At 43.9% G+C, this 24,126-nt stretch carries 23 protein-coding genes and 1 riboswitch; of the genes, 12 read left to right on the top strand and 11 right to left on the bottom strand.

The window, feature by feature from the left end; all coding sequences use genetic code 11:
- Positions 1-27: 27 nt before the first annotated feature.
- A complete protein-coding gene (cspD, locus tag L1076_RS11215) occupies positions 28-246 on the bottom strand; it encodes a cold shock domain-containing protein CspD (RefSeq protein ID WP_038866741.1) in 219 nt (72 codons plus the stop codon).
- Positions 247-944: 698 nt separating this feature from the next.
- Between cspD and clpS the strand changes: the two genes are divergently transcribed.
- Together clpS and clpA are read left to right on the top strand one after the other, a co-directional pair.
- Complete coding sequence (clpS, locus tag L1076_RS11220) at positions 945-1,265, top strand: ATP-dependent Clp protease adapter ClpS (RefSeq protein ID WP_005427554.1); 321 nt, start codon at positions 945-947, stop codon at positions 1,263-1,265.
- 48 nt (positions 1,266-1,313) lie between these two features.
- The gene (gene clpA, locus L1076_RS11225) at positions 1,314-3,584 is read left to right on the top strand and encodes an ATP-dependent Clp protease ATP-binding subunit ClpA (protein ID WP_038866743.1); all 2,271 of its coding nucleotides are present in this window, start codon (positions 1,314-1,316) and stop codon (positions 3,582-3,584) included.
- A gap of 186 nt (positions 3,585-3,770) precedes the next feature.
- On the opposite strand, the gene infA is transcribed toward clpA, so the two are convergent.
- From infA to aat, 3 genes are all read right to left on the bottom strand, one after another.
- On the bottom strand, positions 3,771-3,989 hold the full coding sequence (gene infA / locus L1076_RS11230; RefSeq protein WP_001040192.1) for a translation initiation factor IF-1: 219 nt from the start codon (positions 3,987-3,989) through the stop codon (positions 3,771-3,773).
- Between the two features lie 80 nt (positions 3,990-4,069).
- On the bottom strand, positions 4,070-4,771 hold the full coding sequence (locus tag L1076_RS11235) for an arginyltransferase (RefSeq protein WP_104038019.1): 702 nt from the start codon (positions 4,769-4,771) through the stop codon (positions 4,070-4,072).
- A complete protein-coding gene (aat, locus tag L1076_RS11240; protein ID WP_237303619.1) occupies positions 4,768-5,478 on the bottom strand; it encodes a leucyl/phenylalanyl-tRNA--protein transferase in 711 nt (236 codons plus the stop codon). Before aat ends, L1076_RS11235 begins: the two co-directional genes overlap by 4 nt.
- A 41-nt stretch (positions 5,479-5,519) precedes the next feature.
- On the opposite strand from aat, the gene L1076_RS11245 reads away from it, so the two are divergent.
- Both L1076_RS11245 and aroA read left to right on the top strand, forming a co-directional pair.
- Complete coding sequence (locus L1076_RS11245) at positions 5,520-5,996, top strand: glycine zipper 2TM domain-containing protein (protein ID WP_038866750.1); 477 nt, start codon at positions 5,520-5,522, stop codon at positions 5,994-5,996.
- 160 nt (positions 5,997-6,156) lie between these two features.
- Positions 6,157-7,437: a 3-phosphoshikimate 1-carboxyvinyltransferase gene (gene aroA / locus L1076_RS11250; RefSeq protein ID WP_237303620.1), complete on the top strand. Its 1,281-nt coding sequence runs from the start codon at positions 6,157-6,159 to the stop codon at positions 7,435-7,437.
- Positions 7,438-7,500: 63 nt separating this feature from the next.
- Here the strand turns inward: aroA and L1076_RS11255 are convergent, their stop codons facing one another.
- Positions 7,501-7,749 (bottom strand): YciN family protein, encoded by a 249-nt coding sequence (locus tag L1076_RS11255; protein ID WP_104038016.1) that lies wholly within the window; start codon positions 7,747-7,749, stop codon positions 7,501-7,503.
- A gap of 479 nt (positions 7,750-8,228) precedes the next feature.
- Between L1076_RS11255 and topA the strand changes: the two genes are divergently transcribed.
- The 4 genes from topA (at position 8,229) to L1076_RS11275 (ending at position 14,984) form a co-directional block, all read left to right on the top strand.
- Entirely contained in the window at positions 8,229-10,859 is a 2,631-nt protein-coding gene (gene topA / locus L1076_RS11260) for a type I DNA topoisomerase (protein WP_038866755.1), read from the top strand.
- Positions 10,860-11,393: 534 nt separating this feature from the next.
- Positions 11,394-12,611 carry a glucose-1-phosphate adenylyltransferase gene (glgC, locus tag L1076_RS11265; RefSeq protein WP_042602682.1) on the top strand — a complete coding sequence of 406 codons (1,218 nt, stop codon included), beginning with the start codon at positions 11,394-11,396 and terminating at the stop codon, positions 12,609-12,611.
- Positions 12,601-14,058 carry a glycogen synthase GlgA gene (glgA, locus tag L1076_RS11270; RefSeq protein WP_237303621.1) on the top strand — a complete coding sequence of 486 codons (1,458 nt, stop codon included), beginning with the start codon at positions 12,601-12,603 and terminating at the stop codon, positions 14,056-14,058. Before glgC ends, glgA begins: the two co-directional genes overlap by 11 nt.
- 122 nt (positions 14,059-14,180) lie before the next feature.
- Positions 14,181-14,984, top strand: coding sequence for an alpha/beta hydrolase (locus L1076_RS11275; protein ID WP_038866759.1), 804 nt, complete (start codon positions 14,181-14,183; stop codon positions 14,982-14,984).
- A gap of 37 nt (positions 14,985-15,021) precedes the next feature.
- On the opposite strand, the gene L1076_RS11280 is transcribed toward L1076_RS11275, so the two are convergent.
- The 5 genes from L1076_RS11280 to torD form a co-directional block, all read right to left on the bottom strand.
- On the bottom strand, positions 15,022-15,339 hold the full coding sequence (locus L1076_RS11280; protein WP_038866760.1) for a DUF2007 domain-containing protein: 318 nt from the start codon (positions 15,337-15,339) through the stop codon (positions 15,022-15,024).
- Positions 15,339-16,028 (bottom strand): TVP38/TMEM64 family protein, encoded by a 690-nt coding sequence (locus L1076_RS11285; RefSeq protein WP_038866761.1) that lies wholly within the window; start codon positions 16,026-16,028, stop codon positions 15,339-15,341. Before L1076_RS11285 ends, L1076_RS11280 begins: the two co-directional genes overlap by 1 nt.
- A 119-nt stretch (positions 16,029-16,147) precedes the next feature.
- Complete coding sequence (locus L1076_RS11290) at positions 16,148-16,738, bottom strand: TfoX/Sxy family DNA transformation protein (RefSeq protein ID WP_038866763.1); 591 nt, start codon at positions 16,736-16,738, stop codon at positions 16,148-16,150.
- Between the two features lie 116 nt (positions 16,739-16,854).
- Positions 16,855-16,944, bottom strand: a riboswitch (cyclic di-GMP riboswitch).
- Between the two features lie 279 nt (positions 16,945-17,223).
- Positions 17,224-18,228, bottom strand: a complete 1,005-nt coding sequence (gene purR, locus L1076_RS11295) for an HTH-type transcriptional repressor PurR (RefSeq protein ID WP_038866766.1) — start codon at positions 18,226-18,228, stop codon at positions 17,224-17,226.
- A gap of 442 nt (positions 18,229-18,670) precedes the next feature.
- A complete protein-coding gene (gene torD, locus L1076_RS11300; protein ID WP_039976227.1) occupies positions 18,671-19,318 on the bottom strand; it encodes a molecular chaperone TorD in 648 nt (215 codons plus the stop codon).
- Positions 19,319-19,551: 233 nt separating this feature from the next.
- Here torD and torR point away from each other — a divergent pair, with 233 nt between their 5' ends.
- Positions 19,552-20,265 carry a two-component system response regulator TorR gene (torR, locus tag L1076_RS11305; RefSeq protein ID WP_038866769.1) on the top strand — a complete coding sequence of 238 codons (714 nt, stop codon included), beginning with the start codon at positions 19,552-19,554 and terminating at the stop codon, positions 20,263-20,265.
- A 101-nt stretch (positions 20,266-20,366) separates the two neighbouring features.
- Here the strand turns inward: torR and elyC are convergent, their stop codons facing one another.
- The gene (gene elyC / locus L1076_RS11310) at positions 20,367-21,173 is read right to left on the bottom strand and encodes an envelope biogenesis factor ElyC (protein WP_038866771.1); all 807 of its coding nucleotides are present in this window, start codon (positions 21,171-21,173) and stop codon (positions 20,367-20,369) included.
- Between the two features lie 114 nt (positions 21,174-21,287).
- On the opposite strand from elyC, the gene cmoM reads away from it, so the two are divergent.
- From cmoM to mukE, 3 genes are read left to right on the top strand one after another with little or no spacing between them, the layout of a single operon-like run.
- A complete protein-coding gene (gene cmoM / locus L1076_RS11315; RefSeq protein WP_038867153.1) occupies positions 21,288-22,079 on the top strand; it encodes a tRNA uridine 5-oxyacetic acid(34) methyltransferase CmoM in 792 nt (263 codons plus the stop codon).
- A gap of 2 nt (positions 22,080-22,081) precedes the next feature.
- A complete protein-coding gene (gene mukF, locus L1076_RS11320) occupies positions 22,082-23,419 on the top strand; it encodes a chromosome partition protein MukF (protein ID WP_038866773.1) in 1,338 nt (445 codons plus the stop codon).
- The gene (gene mukE / locus L1076_RS11325) at positions 23,400-24,125 is read left to right on the top strand and encodes a chromosome partition protein MukE (protein ID WP_038866775.1); all 726 of its coding nucleotides are present in this window, start codon (positions 23,400-23,402) and stop codon (positions 24,123-24,125) included. The genes mukF and mukE overlap by 20 nt, the downstream gene beginning before the upstream one ends.
- Position 24,126 lies beyond the last annotated feature (1 nt).

The following is a 24,126-nucleotide window of genomic DNA, read 5'->3' on the forward strand; positions in this document are numbered from 1 at the left end:
GGTTTTGTCTTTCCGACAGCGCTCTAGTTATTTGGCTTGGGCTTCTATTGGAACAACGCTGCTAGCGTGTGAGCCCTTTGGACCTTTTTCAATCTCGTATGAGACTTGTTGGCCTGCTTTCAGTGTACGATAACCGTCCATTTGGATAGTTGAGTAGTGGGCAAAGATGTCTCCTTCCTCTTCATCTGAACAGATAAACCCAAATCCTTTGGCATTGTTAAACCACTTTACTGTACCTGTAGCCATGCTTTTACATCCCTCATGCATTTTTTACTGATGTTGTTACAACACCAAGCCATACCTTTAGCTTGGTCTCATTGCTAGCGTTCACTAACACACGTCGAGTTGGGCACTTCCATATTCATCAAATTGTTAGAAATCCAACAAATTCAAAATGAGGATTTATGCATCAACACTTTCCACTGTAGTCAATGAATTCTGACAGTCAATAGTCAAAGGCAACAATCGGAAACATTATTGAAAACAAATCACTTTTGAGATTAACAATTTTGCAAAGTGTTTCTGCCGCATGCGTAAGCTTTTAGTTAAAAGGACTGCAAGGTGTTGATATAGGGGGGAGGCATACTAACCAAGTTGATTACATTAGAAGATTCTACTGAATGAATAAAAAATGACGTTTTCGTGATAAATAACCGATTATCAACCATTAAATGTGATCTTCTTTCTTATCGGAGCACTAATTAATATAAGTGAAGTGAGTCGAAATTTGGTAAACACAACCGCAAAAATAAGCATGTGTTGGGATAAAAATCTTTTATTTGCGCCCCTGCCAGAGGTGCATTAGTCTCTATGTAAGGACATAAATTTTATCTATCAAAGTCCAATTAGGTGCCACATCTCACTACACCGCATGGCATGCTTATGGTAGATTGTTTTTATAGGTTAAAAACATCAACCCTTTGATACGATATCTTTGAATTGCCATGAGTAAAAATTTTGAATGGGTGACTCCAGACTCTGATCTTCTGGAGCGAGAAAGTACGAAAGTTCAGCCACCTAAGCTGTACAACGTAGTTCTAAACAATGATGACTACACACCTATGGATTTCGTCATAGAGGTACTTGAGCGATTCTTCTCGCATGATATTGATAAAGCAACGCAAATCATGCTCAAGATCCACTATGAAGGAAAGGCAATCTGTGGCACATATAGCGCAGAGATTGCTGAGACAAAAGTAGCGCAAGTGACGATGTACTCAAGGGAAAATGAGCATCCGCTACTATGTACTATGGAGCAAGCGTAATAAGAAGACTTGCTCGAGCAACCAAAGTTGTTCTTTCGGGAGGTACTTATGCTAAATAAAGAACTAGAATCAAGCCTTAACGGTGCATTCGCTCGTGCACGTGATAAACGCCACGAGTTTATGACTGTCGAACACCTCCTACTTGCATTATTGGAGAATGATGCAGCTAAGGAAGCCCTACTAGCCTGCAAAGCGGATCTTGATGCTTTGCGCAATGAACTCGATATTTTTATCGACCAAACAACGCCACTCATCCCAGAAAGTGACGAGACGCGCGAAACCCAGCCGACATTGAGCTTTCAGCGTGTACTTCAGCGCGCCGTTTTCCATGTACAGTCGTCTGGTCGTAGTGAAGTAACCGGTGCAAATGTACTTGTTGCTATCTTTAGTGAGCAAGAATCTCACGCTGCTTATCTATTGAAGAAGAACGACATCTCTCGTTTAGACATCGTTAACTTCATTTCCCACGGCATCACAAAAGCTTCGGGTTCTAATGAAGACCCATCTTCGTCTGACTCCTTTGGCTCAGAAGCGCCAGAAGAAACGAATCCAGAAGAACGATTGGAAAGCTTTGCGACTAACCTAAACCAAGTCGCGAAAGCTGGTAATATCGATCCACTCATCGGGCGAGATAAAGAGCTAGAACGTACTATTCAAGTTCTTTGTCGCCGACGTAAAAACAACCCGTTGCTAGTTGGTGAAGCAGGCGTTGGTAAAACAGCAATCGCTGAGGGTCTAGCTTGGAGAATTGTTGAAGGCCAAGTACCAGAAGTGATTCAAAACAGTGTTATCTATTCTCTAGATATCGGCTCTTTGCTTGCTGGTACAAAATATCGTGGTGATTTCGAGAAACGCTTTAAGTCAGTCTTGAAGCAGCTTGAGAAAGAAGAAGACGCGATTCTGTTTATTGATGAAATTCACACCATCATTGGTGCAGGTGCAGCTTCTGGTGGTCAAGTTGATGCAGCGAACCTAATCAAACCTCTGCTGAGTAGCGGTAAACTGCGTTGTATCGGTTCGACAACTTACCAAGAGTACAGCAACATCTTTGAAAAAGAGCGCGCGTTGTCTCGCCGTTTCCAAAAGATAGATGTCGTAGAGCCATCGCTGGACGATACGACGAAGATCCTAATTGGTTTGAAACCAAAATACGAAGCGCACCATGAAGTCCGTTACACCAACAAAGCGCTACGTGCAGCGGTTGAGTTATCGGCAAAATACATCAATGAACGTCATTTGCCAGATAAAGCGATCGACGTGATTGATGAAGCTGGTGCACGCAGCCGTTTAGCGCCGGCGAGTCGTCGTAAGAAGACGGTTGGCGTTGCAGACATCGAATCCATGGTTGCGAAGATGGCGCGTATTCCAGAGAAATCTGTGTCGTCGTCTGACAAAGACATTCTGAAGAACCTTGATGACAAGATGAAGATGCTGGTCTTTGGCCAAGACAATGCGATTGACGCACTGTCAGAGGCGATCAAGCTATCTCGTGCTGGTTTAGGCGTTGATAACAAGCCTGTTGGTTCATTCTTGTTTGCCGGTCCAACTGGGGTAGGTAAAACAGAAGTGACGGTTCAGCTTTCTAAACTATTAGGCATTGAGCTTCTTCGTTTTGATATGTCTGAGTATGGTGAACGTCATTCTGTGAGTCGTCTGATTGGTGCACCCCCAGGTTATGTTGGTTACGATCAAGGTGGCTTGCTGACTGATGCGGTGCTAAAACACCCGCACTCAGTGGTTCTGCTTGATGAAATCGAAAAAGCACACCCAGATATCTTTAATTTGCTGCTGCAAGTCATGGATAACGGTACGCTAACAGATAATAACGGTCGCAAAGCGGATTTCCGTAACGTGATCCTTGTTATGACAACCAATGCTGGTGTAGCTGAAACTGAGAAGAAATCGATCGGTCTGATCCAACAGGACCACAGTCATGACGCGATGGCGGAAATTAAGAAGGTGTTCACACCTGAATTCCGTAACCGTCTAGATAATATCATTTGGTTCAATAGCCTGGACGAAACAGTCATTCATCAAGTTGTTGATAAGTTCATTGTTGAGCTTCAAGTACAATTGGATGCTCGCGGCGTATCAATGGAAGTGTCTCAAGACGCTCGCCATTGGTTGGCGGATAGAGGCTATGACAAAGCGATGGGAGCTCGTCCTATGGGGCGTGTTATCCAAGAGCAGCTTAAGAAACCTTTGGCAAATGAACTGTTGTTTGGTTCACTTGTAGATGGCGGAACAGTGAGAGTAACGCTTGTGAAAGACGAACTTAAGTTTGAATACCTAAGCGAGAAAGAAGCAGCACTTCACTAATTCTCTGTTGAAATCTATTTTAAAAGCGTGCGCCTAGGTGTGCGCTTTTTTGTGTCTGCAAGAATGGAGCAAGCCTGTGGAGTGTATTGAAACTCCCAAAAATAAGCTTGGTATTGAGAGCAAAAAAACAGACAATAAAAAACGGAGCCTTGAGCTCCGTTTTTTATTGTATTCGAAAATCAGAGATTAACGAGCACGGAAGACGATGCGGCCTTTAGATAGGTCGTATGGAGTCATCTCTACAGTTACTTTATCACCAGTAAGGATACGGATGTAGTTCTTACGCATCTTGCCAGAGATATGTGCAGTCACAACGTGACCGTTTTCAAGTTCAACGCGGAACATAGTGTTTGGTAGAGTGTCAAGCACAGTGCCTTGCATCTCAATTACGTCTTCTTTAGCCATTTAATCCTCTTTAGAAATTAGGCGGTATTAGCGCGCTTATTTTGCCGCTAAACAGTAATTATGTAAAGTTGGGGCGTATTCTACCCTTGCCAACGCTGATTTACTAGCCTTTGGTGTCGTTGAAAGCGAGTTTTGTAGTTCATTGCCGGACATTCATCGATTTGATAGCCCAAATAAAGCCAATGTTTGTTCTGTTGCTGGCAAAACTCAATCTGATACAACACAGCTAACGTACCGAGAGATAAGGAAAAATCAGGGTCATAGAAGGTGTAAAAGGCGCTTGAACAATTCTCCATTATATCGGTAACTGCGACGGCGATTAATTGCCCAGAATCCGTGTATAAATGGAGAAAACCCGTCTTCAACCAAGTCGTTTGCGCAAATCTTGCGAACTCATCTTCTTTCGGTGGATACATAGTGCCATCTTTGTGGCGTTTACAAATATATCGACTGTATAAATCGAACCATGCATCATCGAGCTCAGATTTCATTTCCCATTGAATGGTCTTCGCTTTGTTCAATAAACGCTTTTGGCTTTTAGAACGGATGAAATCGGGCACAGCAATCCTTATCGGCTGACAAGCATTACACTGCTCACAGTGAGGTTTGTAAATCGTGTCGCCACTGCGACGAAACCCATTGGCCATGAGTATTTGGTAGTTCTGGTCGCTGTGTAAACCAGGATCTAGCGCCACTGCAACGCGCTCTTGGCGCTCCGGTAGGTAGCTGCATGGGTGATTGTTGGTCAACCCGATACGAATTTGTTGAAGATCCGTGCTCATGATTCAGCGCCTTGCAAAGTTTGTGGTTCGAACGTTTCCAAATTAATTTTCTTATCCCTTAAAGATAGTAGTTTTTGTACGAAATCGTCACGCTCAAGTTCAAAGGCTCCAAGGGATCGCAGGTGAGGGTTCATCACCTGACAATCGATTAATTGGCCTTGGTTTGACGCCAAATGTTCGCATAAATACCACAATGCAACTTTAGAAGCGTTGTCTTTGAGACTGAACATCGACTCACCACAGAAAAGTTGGCCGACGCTGATACCATACAACCCCCCGACCAATTGATCATCGTGCCATACTTCTACTGAGTGGCAGTGTCCTTGCTTGGCAAGCGCAATATAGGAAGCTTGCATCTCCGGATTGAGCCATGTTTCTTCCGCTGGACGGGTAGAAGCGCACAATTCAATTACGTGCTCGGTTGCATTGTTTAGCGTTACTTTATACTGTTGTTTACGCTGAAACTTTTTAAGGCTCTTTGATGGAGTGAAAGTTGCTGTGTCAAAAACCGCTCTCGGAGATGGACTCCACCATAAGATTGGTTCTCCAGGCCCATACCAAGGGAAGATTCCTTGATGGTAACCTGTTAGGATCCTTTGAGGATTGAGATCGCCCCCAAATGCTAACAAGCCATTTGGGTCGTGTAGGGCCTCATAGGGAGAAGGGAAGGCAAAAGAGTCATCAAGTTCAGTTAAATAAATAGCCATAAAGAAGAGTTTACCAACATCAAAGCCTATAGGAATGAAATATGAGCAGAGCAATACTTAGCGCAAAACGATGGGCATGGATCATACTGTTTTTACCATTTTTCGCCAATGCAGCTTATGAAAGAAATGTCGCAAAACCAGTGAATCAAGTGGTGTATGGCAAGGTTGATTCTGTGCGATACATTACTCAACAAGAAGTTAAACAGTCGCAAAGCAACGGTTGGGAAACACTACTCGGTGCGACCATTGGTGGCTTAGTTGGTAACCAGTTTGGTGGTGGTACAGGTAAAGAAGTCGCAACCGCAGTTGGCGCGTTGGCAGGTGCGGCCGTGGTCAAAAACCGTAATAACTACGAATATACGGTTGAATATAAATTGGTTGAATTACTGGTCAAGGTAGACGGCAACAAGCTAATTAATGTGATTCAAGACGTGGACAATAGTATGTTGTTTAACCGTGGTGACGATGTGCGAATCCTATATTTTGACGACGGTGTAAGGGTCGATATCGCTTATTAAGCTGACGTTAGCATACTAATTTTTGAGCTGACTAATTATTCAAAAATTAGCATGGATTTACTCTGGTTTTGTGTTGGTTTTTTCGTTAGTCTGAATTCACGAAGAATTGTTTAGCTCTCTAATAAAATCGAAAGAGGGCACAAAGGATTATCTACTTTCAATGGAAAGCCTAACGTTACAACCTATCAACAAAATTCAAGGGGAAGTGAATCTTCCTGGATCGAAAAGCGTTTCTAACCGAGCTCTGCTTCTCGCTGCCCTTGCAAAAGGCACGACTCGTTTGACCAACCTTCTAGATAGCGATGACATTCGCCATATGTTGAATGCACTGACTAAGCTTGGTGTGCAGTACCAACTGTCTGAAGACAAAACAGAATGTGTTGTAGAAGGTCTTGGTCGTCCATTTTCAGTTTCTGAACCAGTAGAGCTATTTCTTGGTAACGCGGGGACAGCGATGCGCCCGCTTGCCGCAGCATTGTGTCTTGGACATGGTGAGTATGTTCTGACTGGTGAACCTCGTATGAAAGAGCGTCCGATCGGTCACCTAGTGACAGCCCTTCAAACGGCTGGTGCAGACATTACTTACCTAGAAAACGAAAACTACCCACCACTGAAAATCGTCGGCACTGGTCTCAAATCTGGTTCTGTATCGATTGATGGTTCGATTTCTAGCCAATTTTTAACAGCATTTTTAATGTCAGCGCCTTTGGCTGAGAGCGAAATTCGCATCAATATTGAAGGCGAATTGGTTTCAAAGCCTTACATCGATATCACGCTGCATATCATGAAGCAGTTTGGTGTAGAAGTGATCAATAACGACTACCAAGAGTTTGTTATTCCTGCTGGTCAGCAATACATTGCGCCGGGTGACTTTTTGGTAGAAGGTGATGCATCATCGGCTTCTTATTTCTTGGCTGCAGCAGCGATAAAAGGTGGTGAGGTCAAAGTCACTGGCATTGGTAAAAACAGCATTCAAGGCGATATCCAATTCGCTGACGCACTGGAGAAAATGGGTGCTGAAATCGAGTGGGGTGAAGACTACGTCATTTCTCGTGTTGGTCAATTGAAAGGCATCGATATGGACTACAATCATATCCCAGATGCAGCAATGACAATCGCAACGACTGCATTATTCGCTGAAGGTACAACCGCGATTCGTAACGTGTACAACTGGCGCGTAAAAGAAACTGACCGTCTATCTGCAATGGCAACTGAACTTCGTAAAGTCGGTGCAGAAGTGGAAGAGGGTGAGGATTACATCATCGTTAAGCCTGTACCACAGCTTACGCATGCGGCGATTGACACCTACGATGATCACCGTATGGCGATGTGTTTTTCTCTGGTGGCGCTAAGCGATACACCTGTGACGATTAACGATCCTAAGTGTACGTCAAAGACATTCCCTGACTACTTTGATAAGTTGAAAGCACTGAGTTGTTAACTCACTTATTGAAAGAAAAAGCCAGAGTGGATACTCTGGCTTTTTTGATGAAATTTCAAAAGCTTATTTACTTAGTGTGAACTCTTTTGAAAGATGATGCGCTAGGTATTTAAACATATTGAATACCGCAGTGGTTTTGGGCGTCGGTAGGCCTTTATCGTCTAGGAAATACTCACCTTTAAACACCAAAACATCCTCTTTTTCTTCTACGCTTGTGGCACGCATTCCTTCGATAAAATCCTCGTGCTCTTGGATGATTTGGTTTGCGATCAACAGGAGGTCGAATCTTTCAATGTGTTTTCTATCAGACATAGCGTTCTCGTCATTCAATGAAACTTAATTGGCCGCAGTATACCTACAATTGCCGTGGCTTTGCAGAGGTAAATTTGTGATTACGTGTTTGCTACAAAGCACACATTAATATAGAAGAAAAACCGCAAAGCATTCTCATCTGCTAATGATGCTTATTTCGCTGTCATGATCTAAGGTTACGTTCTGATAGCGAAAGAAAAAATATTTTGTGATGAGAGACAAAATTTATTGAATTCGACTAGCGGGCAGAAACTTTGCCTGCTTAGTATATGCCGCTCAAGACCTTTTGCAGAACCCTGCCTTGTTAAAGTATAAAGGCGATGAATTGTCAACCAATCGGATCTGAATTTCAAAAAAGCAGTTGATCTTCTTTTCATCTCGCACAATAGTAAAAAAGAAGCAATGAAATAGAACATTATGCGGGTAGGCTCTTTTTGGAGTTTTCACCCGCATTATTATGAAGGACGTTAGAGTCAGTTATGGGTAAATCGCTCGTTATAGTGGAGTCACCAGCCAAGGCTAAGACGATAAACAAATACCTTGGTAAAGACTTTATTGTTAAGTCTAGTGTTGGTCACGTGCGTGATCTGCCTACGGCCGGTCAAAGCACTGGTGAGAAAAAAGCCGCGGCAATTTCTACGAAAGGAATGAGCCCGGAAGAAAAAGCGCGTGTCAAAAAAGAAAAAGACCGTAAAGCTCTGATCAAGAAAATGGGGATTAACCCATATCATGACTGGGAAGCGAACTATCAAATCCTTCCGGGTAAAGAAAAAGTCGTTAGTGAACTGCAAAAACTAGCCAAAGATGCTGATCACGTCTATCTCGCAACCGATTTGGACCGCGAAGGGGAAGCTATCGCATGGCACCTTCGTGAGATCATCGGTGGCGATGAAGAGCGATACAAACGTGTAGTTTTTAACGAGATTACAAAGAATGCTATCCAACAAGCTTTCCAGACTCCTGGTGAGTTGAATATGGATGGCGTGAACGCGCAGCAAGCACGTCGTTTCATGGACCGCGTAGTCGGTTTCATGGTTTCTCCATTGCTATGGAAGAAAGTGGCGCGTGGTTTGTCTGCGGGCCGAGTGCAGTCAGTGGCTGTTAAGCTATTGGTTGAACGTGAGCGCGAGATTAACGCATTTATTCCAGAAGAGTTCTGGGATATTCACGCAAACACTCATACAAAAGATAAGACAGCATTTAAGTTGCTCGTGGCGCAAAAAGAAGGCACTGCATTTAAGCCTGTGAATGAGGCGGAAACTAAAGCTGCAATGTCTGTACTTGAAAACGCAAGCTACGAAGTGTGTAAGCGTGAAGACCGCCCGACGAAGAGCAAACCGTCTGCGCCTTACATTACGTCGACATTACAGCAAGCGGCAAGTACACGTCTTGGCTACGGTGTGAAGAAAACCATGATGCTCGCTCAGCGTTTGTATGAAGCGGGTTACATCACTTATATGCGTACCGACTCGACAAACCTGAGTTCAGAGGCGGTGGATGCGGTTCGTGGATTTATCGGTTCAGAATTTGGTGACAAATACCTTCCAGCTAAACCATTAACTTATGGCAGCAAAGAAGGTGCACAAGAAGCGCACGAAGCGATTCGTCCTTCCGATGTTGCGGTGAAAGCAGAAGACCTACAAGGTGTTGATGCAGATGCGCATAAACTGTACTCGTTGATCTGGAACCAATTCGTTGCCTGTCAAATGACACCAGCAGAATACGATTCGACGACCATCAGCGTAAAAGCAGCGGAATACACGCTAAAAGCGAAAGGCCGCATTCTGAAGTTCGATGGTTGGACTCGTGTTCAGCGTCCAATGGGCAAAAATGAAGACACGATTCTTCCTGCGGTCCAATTGGGTGATAAGCTGAACCTTGAGTCTCTTGACCCGAAACAACACTTCACAAAGCCACCTGCGCGCTTTACTGAAGCAGCTCTCGTTAAAGAGTTAGAGAAACGTGGCATTGGCCGACCTTCAACCTACGCATCAATCATTTCTACGATTCAAGATCGTGGTTACGTAAAAGTTGAACAACGCCGCTTCTACGCAGAGAAGATGGGTGAGATCGTGACAGACCGCCTAGATGATAGCTTCAACGATCTAATGAACTATGACTTCACTGCACGTATGGAGCAAAAGCTTGACCAAATCGCAGAAGGTGAGGTGAAGTGGAAATCGGTTCTTGATAACTTTTTCACTGACTTTACTGGTGACCTAGAACAAGCAGAGCAAGACGAAACTGAAGGTGGCATGAAGCTGAATCACATTGTGATGACAGATATTGAGTGTCCGACATGTAGCCGTCCAATGGGTATTCGTACCGCTTCAACGGGTGTATTCCTTGGTTGTTCTGGTTATGCATTGCCACCGAAAGAACGTTGTAAGACAACGATCAACTTGGGTGATGAAGACGGCATCATCAATGTTCTTGAAGAGGACGTTGAAACAGCGGCACTGCGTGCTAAAAAGCGTTGTCCTATCTGTGAAACAGCGATGGATGCGTATCTAATCGACGATAAGCGCAAGATGCATGTTTGTGGTAATAACCCGAACTGTGAAGGCTACATCGTTGAACACGGCGAGTTTAAGGTGAAAGGCTACGATGGCCCAGTTGTCGAGTGTGACAAGTGTGGCTCTGACATGGTGCTTAAGAACGGTCGTTTCGGTAAATACATGGATTGTACGAGTGAAACGTGTAAGAACACTCGTAAGATTCTGAAAAATGGCGAAGTTGCGCCACCGAAAGAAGACCCAGTTCATTTCCCTGAACTGCCATGCGAAAACTCGGATGCGTACTTTGTTTTGCGTGATGGTGCTTCTGGCTTATTCATGGCAGCAAGTAACTTCCCTAAATCGCGTGAGACTCGTGCACCGTTAGTGTCAGAACTAGCACGCTTTGAAGAGCGTTTGCCTGAGAAGTTCAAGTACCTAACGACTGCGCCAGTTGCTGACCCTGATGGTCGTCCGACAGTGGTTCGATTTAGCCGTAAGAGCAAAGAGAACTATGTGCGAACGGAAGACGATGGCAAACCAAGTGGCTGGACTGCACTTTACATTGACGGTAAATGGGAAATCACCGACAAACGTAAAAAAGCCAAAGCATAATTAATGGTTCAAATGAAATAAGGCAGCGAATTCGCTGCCTTATTTTTTTCGTAAATTCCTGTTGTTTTATAAGTTATATCAATACGACTCACTTCAACTCCCTGCATTTTTATTTTCATCTTCCGGTCATAGTTTCATCGTATCCTGTCGCAAAACTGCACTTGTGTAGTCAATCGGTTTGTAAATTGTTTTCACAATGTAATCGTTTGCGTCCCGTTGTGTGATCAAGATATCGTCTTGAGTAAGTAACATCTGTATGTCACACAGAATGGCGTATTTAAAATTGTAATTTAGTTCCAGTTCGATAACTTATTACACAAATAATGCAACTGTATGCTGCTATTTGGTGCTGAGAATAAAAAATAAATAAGGTGCCTGCATAGAGGATGTGCAATAGCTTTTTTTGTTTATACCGCGAGAGCTCAGAGAAGCCCATCGGTATGGATGTACTAACGTGTTCGCTTGACTCCCCGAGTCCTGCTCACCTCAAACGAACACTAATTCCAAGCTATAACTATATATGGAGAACAACGAATGGCTGGTGTTTTGGGAATGATTCTTGCTGGCGGTGAAGGCTCTCGTCTGAGACCTTTAACGGAATCCCGCAGTAAACCTTCGGTCCCTTTCGGCGGAAGTTACCGACTTATTGATTTCGCTTTGAACAACTTCGTGAATGCGGATCTGATGCGCATTTATGTCCTCACTCAATTTAAGTCTCAATCTTTGTTCCATCATATGAAGAAGGGTTGGAACATCAACGGTATTACCGATCGATTCATCGACCCAATCCCAGCACAAATGCGTACGGGTAAGCGTTGGTATGAAGGTACGGCGGATGCTATCTATCAAAACCTACGTTTTATGGAGCTTGCTGAGCCTGACCAAGTTTGTATTTTTGGTTCTGATCACATCTATAAAATGGACATCAAACAGATGTTGAACTTCCACAAAGAAAAAGAGGCATCGTTGACCGTTTCAGCATTACGTATGCCTTTGTGTGAAGCATCGCAATTTGGTGTTATTGAAGTGGATGCCGAAGGTCGTATGATCGGTTTTGAAGAGAAACCAGCACAACCTAAATCAATCCCGGGCGATCCAGAACATGCACTCGTTTCCATGGGCAACTACGTATTTGAAGCCCAAGCGCTATTTTCTGAGCTGATTGAAGATGCGGATAATGAAGCGTCTTCACACGACTTTGGTAAAGACATCATTCCTAAGATGTTCCCACGTGGCGACGTGTTTGTTTATGACTTCAGCACAAACCGTATTACTGGTGAAAAAGAAGAAGTTTACTGGCGTGATGTCGGTACTATTGACGCGTACTGGCAAGCTCATATGGATTTGTTGGAAAAAGACGCCCCGTTTTCTCTCTACAACCGCAAATGGCCACTGCACACTTACTACCCACCATTGCCGCCTGCAACGTTTACCGACTCAGTTAATGGCCGAGTTCAAATCATCGACAGCTTAGTATGTAACGGGAGTTACGTGCGAGGCTCAAGAATTGAAAAATCGGTACTGGGTTTCCGCAGCAACATCGCTTCTGCGTGTGACATCAGCCAAAGTATTTTACTTGGTGATGTTAAGGTCGGTGAAGGATGTGTACTTCGTCGCGTGATTGTAGACAAGGATGCCGACATTGCACCTGGTACGCAAATTGGTGTAAATCTACAAGAAGATAAAAAGCACTACCACGTGTCAGAAGATGGCATTGTTGTGATTCCAAAAGGAGCAAGAGTTGGCTACTAACAATTTGTCTGTACTGTTTGTAGCGTCTGAAGTCGAAGGACTGATAAAGAGTGGTGGCTTGGCTGATGTAGCCAAGGCACTGCCAGAAGCCCTTCAAAACCTTCAGCAGGATGTACGAATTACAATTCCAGCTTACACCGCTATCGAGCGACTAGCGGAAGCCGAGTTGGAATTAGATACCGAGTTAGCGCACTGGCCGTATACGGCATACAAAGTGTTGAAGCTAAACCTTGGTGATAATCCGGTCTATTTGATTGATTGCCCTCCGTATTTCAATCGTCCGTCAATGTACGCTGAAAATAACCAAGCTTACACGGATAACGGTGAGCGCTTCGCGTTTTTTAGTGCAGCGTGTCTAGATATGTTGCCAAAACTTGGTTTTCAACCAGATATTGTGCATGCCAACGATTGGCATACTGCTTTAGTCCCATTTTTGCTTAAACATCGTTATGGCAATGAAGCATTTTTTGCCAAGACTCGCAGTGTAATTTCCATTCACAACGCAGTCTTTAAAGGGGTATTTAGCTACGATGACGTCCAGTGTTTACCTGAATTTCACAGTCGAAATGTTCCTGATGCCGCGGTAAGCGCAACGCACATCACGATGCTCAAAGCAGGGGTGATGAACGCGGATAAAATCAATGCGGTAAGCCCCACCTACGCTGAAGAGCTTAAAACAGAACTTGGCAGCCATGGTATGGCGTGGGAATTCCAGCAACGCGCAGGTGATCTTGTTGGGATTTTAAATGGTTGCGATTACGGAACATGGAACCCTGAAACCGATTCTAATCTTCCGTTAAATTACAAAGCGAACCGTCAAAGCATGGTCCGTGGCAAAAATGCATGTAAAAAAGCGCTACAGCAAAGGCTGGGGATTGAAGAATCAGACAACGCCATGTTCGGTATGGTGTGTCGTCTAACGCAACAGAAAGGTGTGCATTACCTGCTGCCTGCATTAGCTGATTTCCTTAAGCATAATGTTCAACTCGTCGTTGTTGGCACTGGTGATCCTGTTCTTGCTGCACAGTTAAGAGACGTAGCCGCACAATTTGCGAGTAAGTTTGTTTTTGTAGAGGCTTACGATAACGAGCTAGCACATTTGGTTGAGGCAGGCTCGGATTTCTTCTTAATGCCTTCTGAATTTGAGCCGTGTGGTTTGAACCAAATCTACAGCATGGCCTATGGCACTTTGCCAATCGTTCGTGGGGTAGGTGGCTTGAAAGACAGCGTGAATGACTACGATGTGGATCCAGCTGATGCAACGGGCTTCGTTTTCTATGAGCCAACACCGCAAGGTCTATTGCTGACAATGTTGAGAGCACTTCTTCTTTACGCACAAAATGTGACAGAAGTGAGACGTGTACAACTTCATGCTATGCAAAAAGACTTTTGTTGGCGAAAAGCTGCAGAAGAGTATTTGCAACTGTATAGGGCTGCGTTAAATTGACGCAAAATCTTTAAAAAGTGTAACGAAAGGCACCGAATTAGGTGCCTTTATTACTTTGCTCTTATGGAGTGTGGTAGGATTTACCCACACTTTTTCATACAGAATGCTTTTCAAACTGATAAATGACTCAGCCACTTCTATTCCATAAAACCTATTTACACCCTACCAGCAATGAGTGGGTCGTTTTCGTGCATGGTGCTGGTGGCAGTTCTTCAATATGGTTTAAACAATTAAAGGCCTATAAAGAGCACTTTAATTTGGTCTTAATCGATCTCCGTGGACACGGCAAGTCAAACCAGTTGATCAAAGAACTGATGACAAGTCGTTATACCTTTACTGAGGTGACACAGGACATTTTAAAGGTTCTGGATCATTTGAAGATCCAATCCGCACACTTTGTTGGTATGTCTTTGGGTACAATTATTGTGCGTAACCTTGCCGAAATGGCAACAGAGCGTGTGAGTTCTATGGTGCTTGGTGGGGCGGTAACGCGCTTAAACACTCGCTCTCAGATCTTAGTTAAACTCGGTAATCTTGGAAAGCACATCCTCCCTTATATGTGGTTGTATAAGCTCTTTGCTTACATCGTGATGCCACAAAAAAATCAACGCGAATCTCGTCACTTGTTTATTCGTGAAGCAAAGAAGTTATGCCAAAAAGAGTTTAAGCGTTGGTTCACACTGGCGGCGGATGTAAATCCGTTAATGAAGTATTTTAAAGATAAAGAGTTGCCTATTCCGACGCTGTACCTAATGGGGGATAGAGACTACATGTTCATTAAGCCAGTAAAAGAAATGGTTGCAGTGCATAAGCTAAGCTCATTACGTGAAATTCCAAATTGTGGCCACGTGTGCAACGTAGAACGTCCAGAAGATTTCAATCAACACTCTATTGAGTTTATTAAGCAGCAAAGTCTAGCGGCTTAATAGATTTGAGAACCGATCTAAAAAGGTAGGGGAGCCATCATAGCTCCCCTATTTGATATCCACATTGCCAACAAGCACCAAACTGTCCCTCATTCTTCTCTGCACATTGCGGGCATTGCCAGTCTTGGTAAGTAAGCTCTGTTTGTTGTCGATAGTCTTCGACAATCGCAGACGCCTTCAACTGCTGTTCCGGATGTAAAAGCCAAACATACGGGTCTGTATCATCGCTGAAGGGCAACTCTCCCTTCAACCCAAACATACCTTCGCCTCTTACTTCACAGTGAATCTGTTCGGTTTTGAGGAGCTCACAAACGATATGAGCTTCCGCAGGGTTTTTAGCGATGAAGATTTTCATTAGGCATTTCCATTTTGAACTTGAGCAGGGCGGACCTTATTCATAACCCATTTAGCGATAATAGGGAACAAACCAAGCAGAGCAAATGATGCTAATACGGTTGGTGACACAATTCCTGAAAGACTGTCGATAGTGGCTAGTTGAGTGCCCGCATTTAAGTAAACGGCAGTACCTGGCAGCATGCCGATTTGGCTTGTTAAATAGAAGCGGCTGATAGACATCGGTGTTAACCCCATTAAGAGGTTAATCAAGAAAAATGGGAATACTGGGATCAAACGCAGTGAAAACAAATAAAACGCTCCGTCTTTTTCTACACCTTGGTTAATGGCATTTAACTTATTACCAAATTTACTTTGTACCCATTCACGTAATAAGTAGCGGCTGCTTAAGAAAGCAATTGTTGCGCCGATGGTGCTAGCAAAAGACACCAATAATAAACTGGTCCAAAAACCAAATAGGGCGGCGCCGAGCAGGGTAACAACGGCGGCTCCTGGAATTGAGAAAGCGGTGATTGCGATGTAAGCCAAGAAGTAGGTCGCCGCAGCAAACACAAAGTTTTGGTCAATGAACGTATTTAGTGCTGCTTGTTGTGCTTTGGCATTTTCTAAGGTGAGATACTGGCCAAAATTCACTCCTAAAAAGAGGATGGTTGCGAGCAGGATCAGTCCTAAAATCAGTTTCTTATTCATCGTAATTACTCCATTTGGCTTCTTAAATAATAAGACAGAATAAGAGAAGAAAAAATTTCAAAAAAAAACCGCAGTATGAAAACTGCGGTTTTTACTCAATGTCATGCTGATAGTGCGCGTTAAGACAATGCGCTCATCAGTTCTTCTCGGCGAGACTGAGGGACGACGCTCCAATGGGTGCCGTTGATTGCACCTTCTAACGCCCACAACAACTCAAGGCTTACCGTAGAGGCATGCGTATCTTGGATTGCTTTGTATGCGCTTAAGGCACCTTCTTCTTCTAATTGCTCGACAGAGTCAATGCCTGCTTTCTTCAACATACGTTCAGTTGCTAGGCGTAGATTTGGAAGGTCTTTCAATCGATTAGGCTTGGTGCTCGCTTGCTGTTTTTTTTCTTGCTTAGCAGTCTCAAGAGATTGCTTTGCAACATCAATCAAGCGATCCGTTGAATCCCATAGATCATCAGAAATAGCATAGTATTTCGTGACCACTGGGAAACCACGTTTCTTGTAGACGTACGGTTTTAGTCCTTGAGTCTCGAAGTCAGATGAAGTTTGTTGGTCTGCTCGAATATGAAGTTGATTGTTTACAACTAGTGCGAACATCGTTTCATCGGCGAAAAGCCCGAAGCCACCAAACATTGAGCGCGACTTGATAGTACCAAGTGCCTCAAACAGCTTCATTGAGTCTTTGAGTATCGGTTTATCCATGATGTGTTATCTCGGTGTAATTAATATTACGCCACCAAAAATCAGGTCCGAGAGATTAGCAAATGCATGCAGACACAATGTCATTAAAGGGTAAACTCACTTAATGCATATTTGCCATCGGTAACCCCGCTACCTTCCATCTAATAAGATGGTTCAGGCCGGAGGCTTTGCGTCCCACCCTTTCGAATGGTTTGCCCTGTGCGTGACACTTTGAGAATACTTCGTATATTGAATTAACATCACGTTTCAAACATGAAAGTGTGATCTTGGTTCAGTTAATAGTGATTTTTTGATGTGTTTGGTTTCATATTTGGGAACGGTCCCTTGTCATACAAAAGGTTGACGTAGGAAATGGACTACGCCCAATTAAAACAGCAACTTATCTAAATTAGGGGAGGTATTTATATTCTGAAATGTTTTTGGAATGTTATTTTTAGGCAATAAAAAAGCGCCCTTACGAGCGCTTTATAAAACTTCGGTGCCGCTTAGTTCAGTTTCTTAACTGTGTTGCGAACAACAATTTCTGGCTGCATTTCGAAAATGCGTTTTTCATGTTCTTTGTCTTTGATGCGTTCTAGCAAAATTTCAAAGGCATTCTTACCAACACGACGTTTTGGCTGGTGGATAGTCGTTAGCGGTGGCGAGAAGTACTCTGCTAGCTCGATGTTGTCGTAACCAATGACAGAGATATCTTCTGGTACTTTGATGCCGTTTTGCTGCAAGCGACTCATCAAACCAAGCGCCATGGTATCGTTAAAACAGAAAACGGCAGTCGGGCGTTTGTCCATTGCTGTGATGTTGTCAGCAGCAAGTACGGCAGTATCACACTCAAAGTTACCTTCAAGTACCCAATCTTCATTTACTGCTAAGTTTGCTTCTGCCATTGCGCGGCGGTAACCTGCAATGCGTTCTTGGCACGCGGCTTTTTCGAAGTGACCGCTCAAACAAGCAATATCAGTGTGACCATTGTCGATCAGATATTTTGTTGCGATGTAGCCACCTTCTTCAGAGTTATCAATGATCTTGTCAGCTTGCGAACTCTCTGGACCCCAGTCCATCACCACTTTCGGGATATCTGAATGACGGTCAAGCATCTCTTTTAGCTCTTCCGTTAAGTCAGAACACATCACTAAAATGCCATCTACACGTTTCTCCGCTAGCATGCGAATGTAGTCACGTTGCTTTTCGTAGATACCGCCAGTATTACATAGGATCAGCGTGTAACCTTGACGGTAACAATAGCTCTCAACGCCGTCGATAACTTCTGAGAAGAAAAGGTTAGTCGATTGCGTTACCAACATACCGATAGTGCGAGTTGAGTTACACTTCAAGCTACGTGCAACTGCACTTGGCGCGTAATTTAGTTCATCAACCGCTTTCATTACTTTTTCTTGGGTTGCTTCAGCAACAAAACGCGTTTTGTTGATTACGTGCGAAACTGTTGTGGTAGAAACGCCGGCTAAGCGAGCAACGTCTTTTATAGTGGCCATAAATGATGTCCTGTATCGAGCTACTGAATACCGTAGTGAATACAACCTTACGCTTAGTATGTTGCGCGAATTGAACCATATCTGAAGTTTAAGGTTCAATTAATTAGGCAGCGGTTGTTCCGAAATCGGTATAAAAAGGTTTGTAGCAACATTTGTTGCTGAATCTCATGTTCCTTACTTATATAAGTGAGGAATTGTTCAGCAATCTTGTTAATAAAACACAAAAACCGCCATATTTCAGCGGTTTACATATAAGTCGTATTTAATCGTTTGCGCTCACATTTTAGACTGATGTGGGCACACTAGCAATATTTTCAGCAGGTGTTTTGCGCTATTGAGGTCACATTTTAACTGCTAAATGGAAAGGGCTTCTATGTGCTAGATTAAAAATTAACGAATAAAATAGGGAGCCCGCTTGCGAGCTCCCTGAAATTGGCGGCAATTATTCACCAAGAAGGTAGGTGCTGTCCAGTTTACAAAATGCAATTAATAGTTGCGCAACGCTTACATAGAAACCAAATTCGTCGAATTGCTTACATTTCGCAGCAAACTGTGGCAACCAAGACATAAGATGCTTTTGGATTAAGTCGTTCTGTTTCTCGAACGCTTCTTCCATGTGTTTGTCTTGTTCTAATTCGTTAGAACGAATGATCATGTTACCTAAGAAGTCTAGTTCAACCGCTAAGTGATCCGCTGGCTCTTTCAGGTTCTCATCAACCTGAACACCAAAATCGGCCATCAGTTTTTCCATCTCTTCTGCTGGCTTGTCATTTAAAAGACCAGATTCACCGATGTACATAGATGCGTAAGGCAGTGCACCGTGCTTTTCTGTTTTCAGGAAAAGCTCGCAAAAGTCTGCAGCCAATTCAAGTTGCGCGTCTTCACGATCCTGTAGGCGGTTAAGTGCATCAACAAGGGTATCCACAGCTGGTTTTAATGACTCATTTTCACCAAGGCCAGCCAAAAAGCTTCGAATTTCAACACTGTGGTAGCTTTCTAGTTCTTTCTCTGTCAGTTCTTTTGCGAACAGGCTAGAAAACCACCAATAGATTTCTGCGCGTTTCTCGTTAAAAGCTTTCACTTCTTGCATTTTTTTGCTCCTGAATGGTTATCCCCTAAGTGTAAACAATTAAGATGAATAGCAGTAACTATAATTGTTATCCATTATGGGAAAATGTGCCGGTTTATGAATGGCTGTAAATAAGCTTGCTTTGAATCAATAAAATCGCAAAATCTTGCTTTTTAATGTATCTATGACTAGAAATGTTACTAGTTATGAATAGAATACGTCTTGGAAAATAAAAAAGACAGAAAGTGGTGTAAATGAGCTATCACGTATTAGTCGTAGAAGATGATGTTGTAACTCGTAGTAAGCTTGCGGGCTACTTCCAAAATGAAGGCTACAAAGTCAGTGAAGCAGAAAGCGGTGCAGAAATGCGCGAAGTGCTTCAAGGTGGTGATGTGGACCTTATCATGCTGGATATTAACCTGCCCGGTGAAGACGGTCTTATGCTTACGCGTGAATTACGCAGCCAATCAGATATCGGCATCATATTAGTGACAGGACGCACGGATAGCATTGACAAAATCGTTGGCCTAGAAATGGGTGCAGACGATTATGTGACAAAGCCTTTTGAATTAAGGGAATTATTGGTTCGCGTTAAGAACCTGTTGTGGCGCATTTCTGCAGCTCGCAATGGTTCACAAAAAATCGCGAACGACACTAATGAAGAACACATTGTACGTTTCGGTGAGTGGACGTTTGATATTCAACGTCGTGCTCTTAGCCGTAATGGTGAGCCCGTGAAACTAACCAAAGCTGAATATGAGCTTTTGGTCGCACTCTCATCGTACCCAAATCAGGTATTAAGCCGCGAACGTATTTTGAATATGATCAGCCACCGAGTGGATGCGCCAAACGATCGTACTATTGATGTATTGATTCGACGCATGCGCGCTAAGATGGAGTTTGATCCGAAGAACCCACAAATCTTTGTGACGGTTCATGGTGAAGGCTACATGTTCGCGGGTGACTAATTCATAGCGACAAAGAAAAAGGAGAGCATAGGCTCTCCTTTTTTGTGTCTGCAATTCTGCAATTTAGCGATGATGGACTTCATCTGCGATTGGTAAGCCATCTATGGCTGCGCCACTTCAGGATCTTCAACTTCAACCATCGGTGTTTGACCTACGTTATCACGCAGTTTTTGCCATAACCCTCCAAGGTATTCATGCCAATACAGCTCAGTTTGCTCTAAGTAGCGAGCTTTTGGCGCGTACTTTTGCCAAGGTTGTTCGATATCATCAATCGCCATGAAGTTCGTTGGGGCTGGGATTGGCTTAATGCCCGCTGCGTTGAATTCATAAAGAGCACGCTTCATGTGACTGGCTGAAGTCACTAAAACAATGTCTTTCTGCTTAACAAATGCGGCAGCTTGGCGTGCTTCTTCCCAAGTATCTTTGGCATCCTCTAATAAAATAATATCGGATTTTGCGACACCTAGGGAAAGCGCTACGTTTGCCATCATACGAGCATGGCTGATTTCAGAGCCACCTGCGTAACCGGAAAGGATTAACTTCGCACCTGGGTACATACGCAAAATACGAATACCCTCAGTTAAACGCATTAAAGCGGTACGGCTCAGTTGAGACGTTGGTGGTATTTCATCATCTACCACGTGTCCATTACCAAGAACCATAACGTAGTCCACAGTGCCAGAAACCGGCAAAAACGCTTTGTACTCGCGTTCTAGAGGCATAAGAAGCTTGGTTGAAACGGGTTGGAAGGCAACAAGGAAGATGCCAACAAAAGAGAAAAGAACAACAAAGCAGCCAGTTTTACGTTTAGTGGTAAAACTGATGAGAGCAAGACCTAACAAGCCTATCAGTAGCAATGCTGGTAATGGCATCAGCAAGGCTGACATTACTTTTTTCAGCTCAAACATACATAAATAGTCCGAAAAAACATCAATTGATAATAAAAATGAGGATAACCCTCTTTATTCCTGCTTTCCTTGTGCCAGAATAGCGGCACAATCCGTTATGATAACTCAGCAGAAGTGACAGAAGACCGCAATTTCGACGATATCGCCCACAAATTTGCAAAAAATATTTACGGCTCCGATAAAGGGGAGATCCGCCAAATCATTGTGTGGGAAGATTTTCTACAGATTCTAAGTGAATTAGACGCCGACCATCAAGCCCTCCAAGTACTTGATGCCGGAGGTGGCTTAGCACAATTGTCGCAAAAGCTTGCTAAGCTCGGACATCACGTCGCTTTATGTGATCTATCTTCGGAAATGCTGCAACTAGCGAAACAGGATATTGAAAAAAACGGTTTGCTTGAGCAGTATCGCCTGATTCATTCACCTGTCCAATCCATTGGCGAGCATATGGACGCGCAGGTGGATCTTGTCATGTTCCATGCTGTGATGGAGTGGCTCGTTGATCCAAAAACGGCACTCGAAACGGTATTGGAGCAGGTCAAGCCGGGGGGCATTGCATCGGTTATGTTCTATAACCACCACGGCTTAGTCTATAAAAATGTGGTTTGTGGCAACATTCCTCATATTTTAGACGGCATGCCTCATCGGAAAAGATTTAAACTACAGCCACAAAAAGGCCTAAAACCCGAAGAGGTCTATCAATGGATAGAAGATTCTGGTTTTAGTATTTGTGGTAAATCTGGTATTCGTTCCTTTAGTGATTACATAGGTAATATGGAATACATGGGCGATTACGAGTTTGAAGATGTGTTGGCGCTAGAAAAACAACTTTGTCGACAAGAGCCATACCTCTCATTAGGCCGCTATATCCACGTGTGGGCTAAGAAGAACGATAAACAGGAATAACGATGAGTGAGATGACTCTCAATGCTGCAGAGCAACCAATCGATGAGTTGGTTGGCTGGGTTAAGCAGCACGATTTCTCGTTGAACCTGACCACTGAGCGACTGGCGTTTTTGATTGCCATCGCCGTACTAAGTAATGAAAGGTTCGATGAAGAATTGGGTGAAGGTGAATTGCACGACGCATTTGCCATCGTCACTCGACTATTTGATGAGACGGGTGAAGCTTCGGCTTTCCGCGCGAATAATGCCATCAACGAGATGGTTAAGCAGCGTCTTATGAGCCGTTTTGTCAGTGAGATTACTGACGGAGCGAGCATTTACCGCTTGTCGCCATTAGCGATAGGAATCACCGACTACTACGTGCGTCATCGCGAGTTCTCGAAACTGCGTCTTTCTATTCAGCTATCGATGGTAGCGGATGAAATGGCAAAAGCGATTGAAGCAGCACAAAAAGGTGGCACTCCGGGCCACTGGAAGAAAAACGTTTACGGGATTTTGAAATATTCTGTAGGCGAAATCTTCGATCAAATCGACCTTAACCAACGTGTGATGGATGAGCAGCAACAGTCTGTGAAACAACAGATTGCAGACCTGCTTAACAAAGACTGGCGTGAAGCGATCAACAACTGTGAAGCGCTACTGTCAGAAACCTCCAGCACGTTGCGTGAACTTCAAGATACGCTGCAAGCTGCCAGTGATGAACTGCAAACTCAGATCCTAGATATCCAAGAGATCGTCTACGGTGACCCTGAACTTGAATTCATCGATGAAGCGTTGTTTGGTCTGCAAATGAAGCTAGACCGAATTACCAGCTGGGGCCAGCAAGCGATCGACCTTTGGATTGGTTATGACCGACACGTGCACAAGTTCATCCGTACCGCTATCGATATGGATAAGAACCGTGCATTTAGCTCGCGTTTGCGTCAATCCATGAAAGATTACTTCGATATGCCTTGGTATCTGACTTATGCAGATGCGGAAAGGCTTTCTGACCTTCGTGACGAAGCTTTGGTACTGCGTGATGACGAAGTCACTGGCCAAGTTCCGATGGAAGTGGAATACGAAGAGTTTCAACAAGTCAATGATGAGTTGGCAGAGCGAATTGGTGACATGCTGAAAGCGCATAAAGATCAAGGCACACCAATCGACTTGAGCGTGGTTCTGCGAGATTACCTTGCACAGCACCCATACACTCATCACTTTGATTTAGCTCGCATTGTCGTTGATCAGGCGGTTCGTCTGGGTTATTCAGAATCCGACTATCAAGCCATTCAGCCAGACTGGAAAGCAATCAACGAATTTGGGGCAAAGGTACAAGCGAATGTCATCGACCGATACTAATGAATACATGTCAGATAATCTGGCAAAAGCAATTTCTAACCCTCTGTTCCCAGCGCTAGACAGCATGCTTCGAGCAGGGCGCCATGTTTCAAGTGAAGATCTAGACAACCACGCGTTGTTGTCGGATTTTGAACTTGAGCTTTCTTCTTTTTACCAGCGTTACAACACCGAATTGGTGAAAGCGCCAGAAGGTTTCTTCTACCTTCGCCCACGTTCTACTTCTTTGATTGGTCGTAGTGTCCTTTCCGAGCTGGATATGCTGGTGGGTAAGGTACTGTGTTTCCTTTACCTAAGCCCGGAGCGTCTTGCGCACGAAGGCATCTTCACTAACCAAGAGTTATACGACGAACTGCTTGCACTAGCAGATGAAAACAAGCTGATGAAGCTAGTGACGAACCGTGCAACCGGTTCTGACCTTGATAAAGAAAAGCTGTTTGAAAAAGTACGTACGTCACTTCGTCGTCTGCGCCGCCTAGGAATGATCATCAACATCGGTGAAACGGGTAAATTCAGCATCAGCGAAGCGGTATTCCGTTTTGGTGCTGATGTACGTGTTGGCGATGATGTGCGTGAAGCACAGTTGCGTCTGATCCGTGATGGTGAAGCAGTAGTGCACACTAAAGAACCAAGTCAAGGCAGCCTATTGTCTGAAGAAGAACAAGACGACCAAGCCCAAGAAGAAATTAAAGAAGAGGGTGAAGCATGAG

This window comes from Vibrio sp. MMG023, from assembly GCF_021654215.1.
Taxonomy (GTDB): domain Bacteria; phylum Pseudomonadota; class Gammaproteobacteria; order Enterobacterales; family Vibrionaceae; genus Vibrio; species Vibrio jasicida.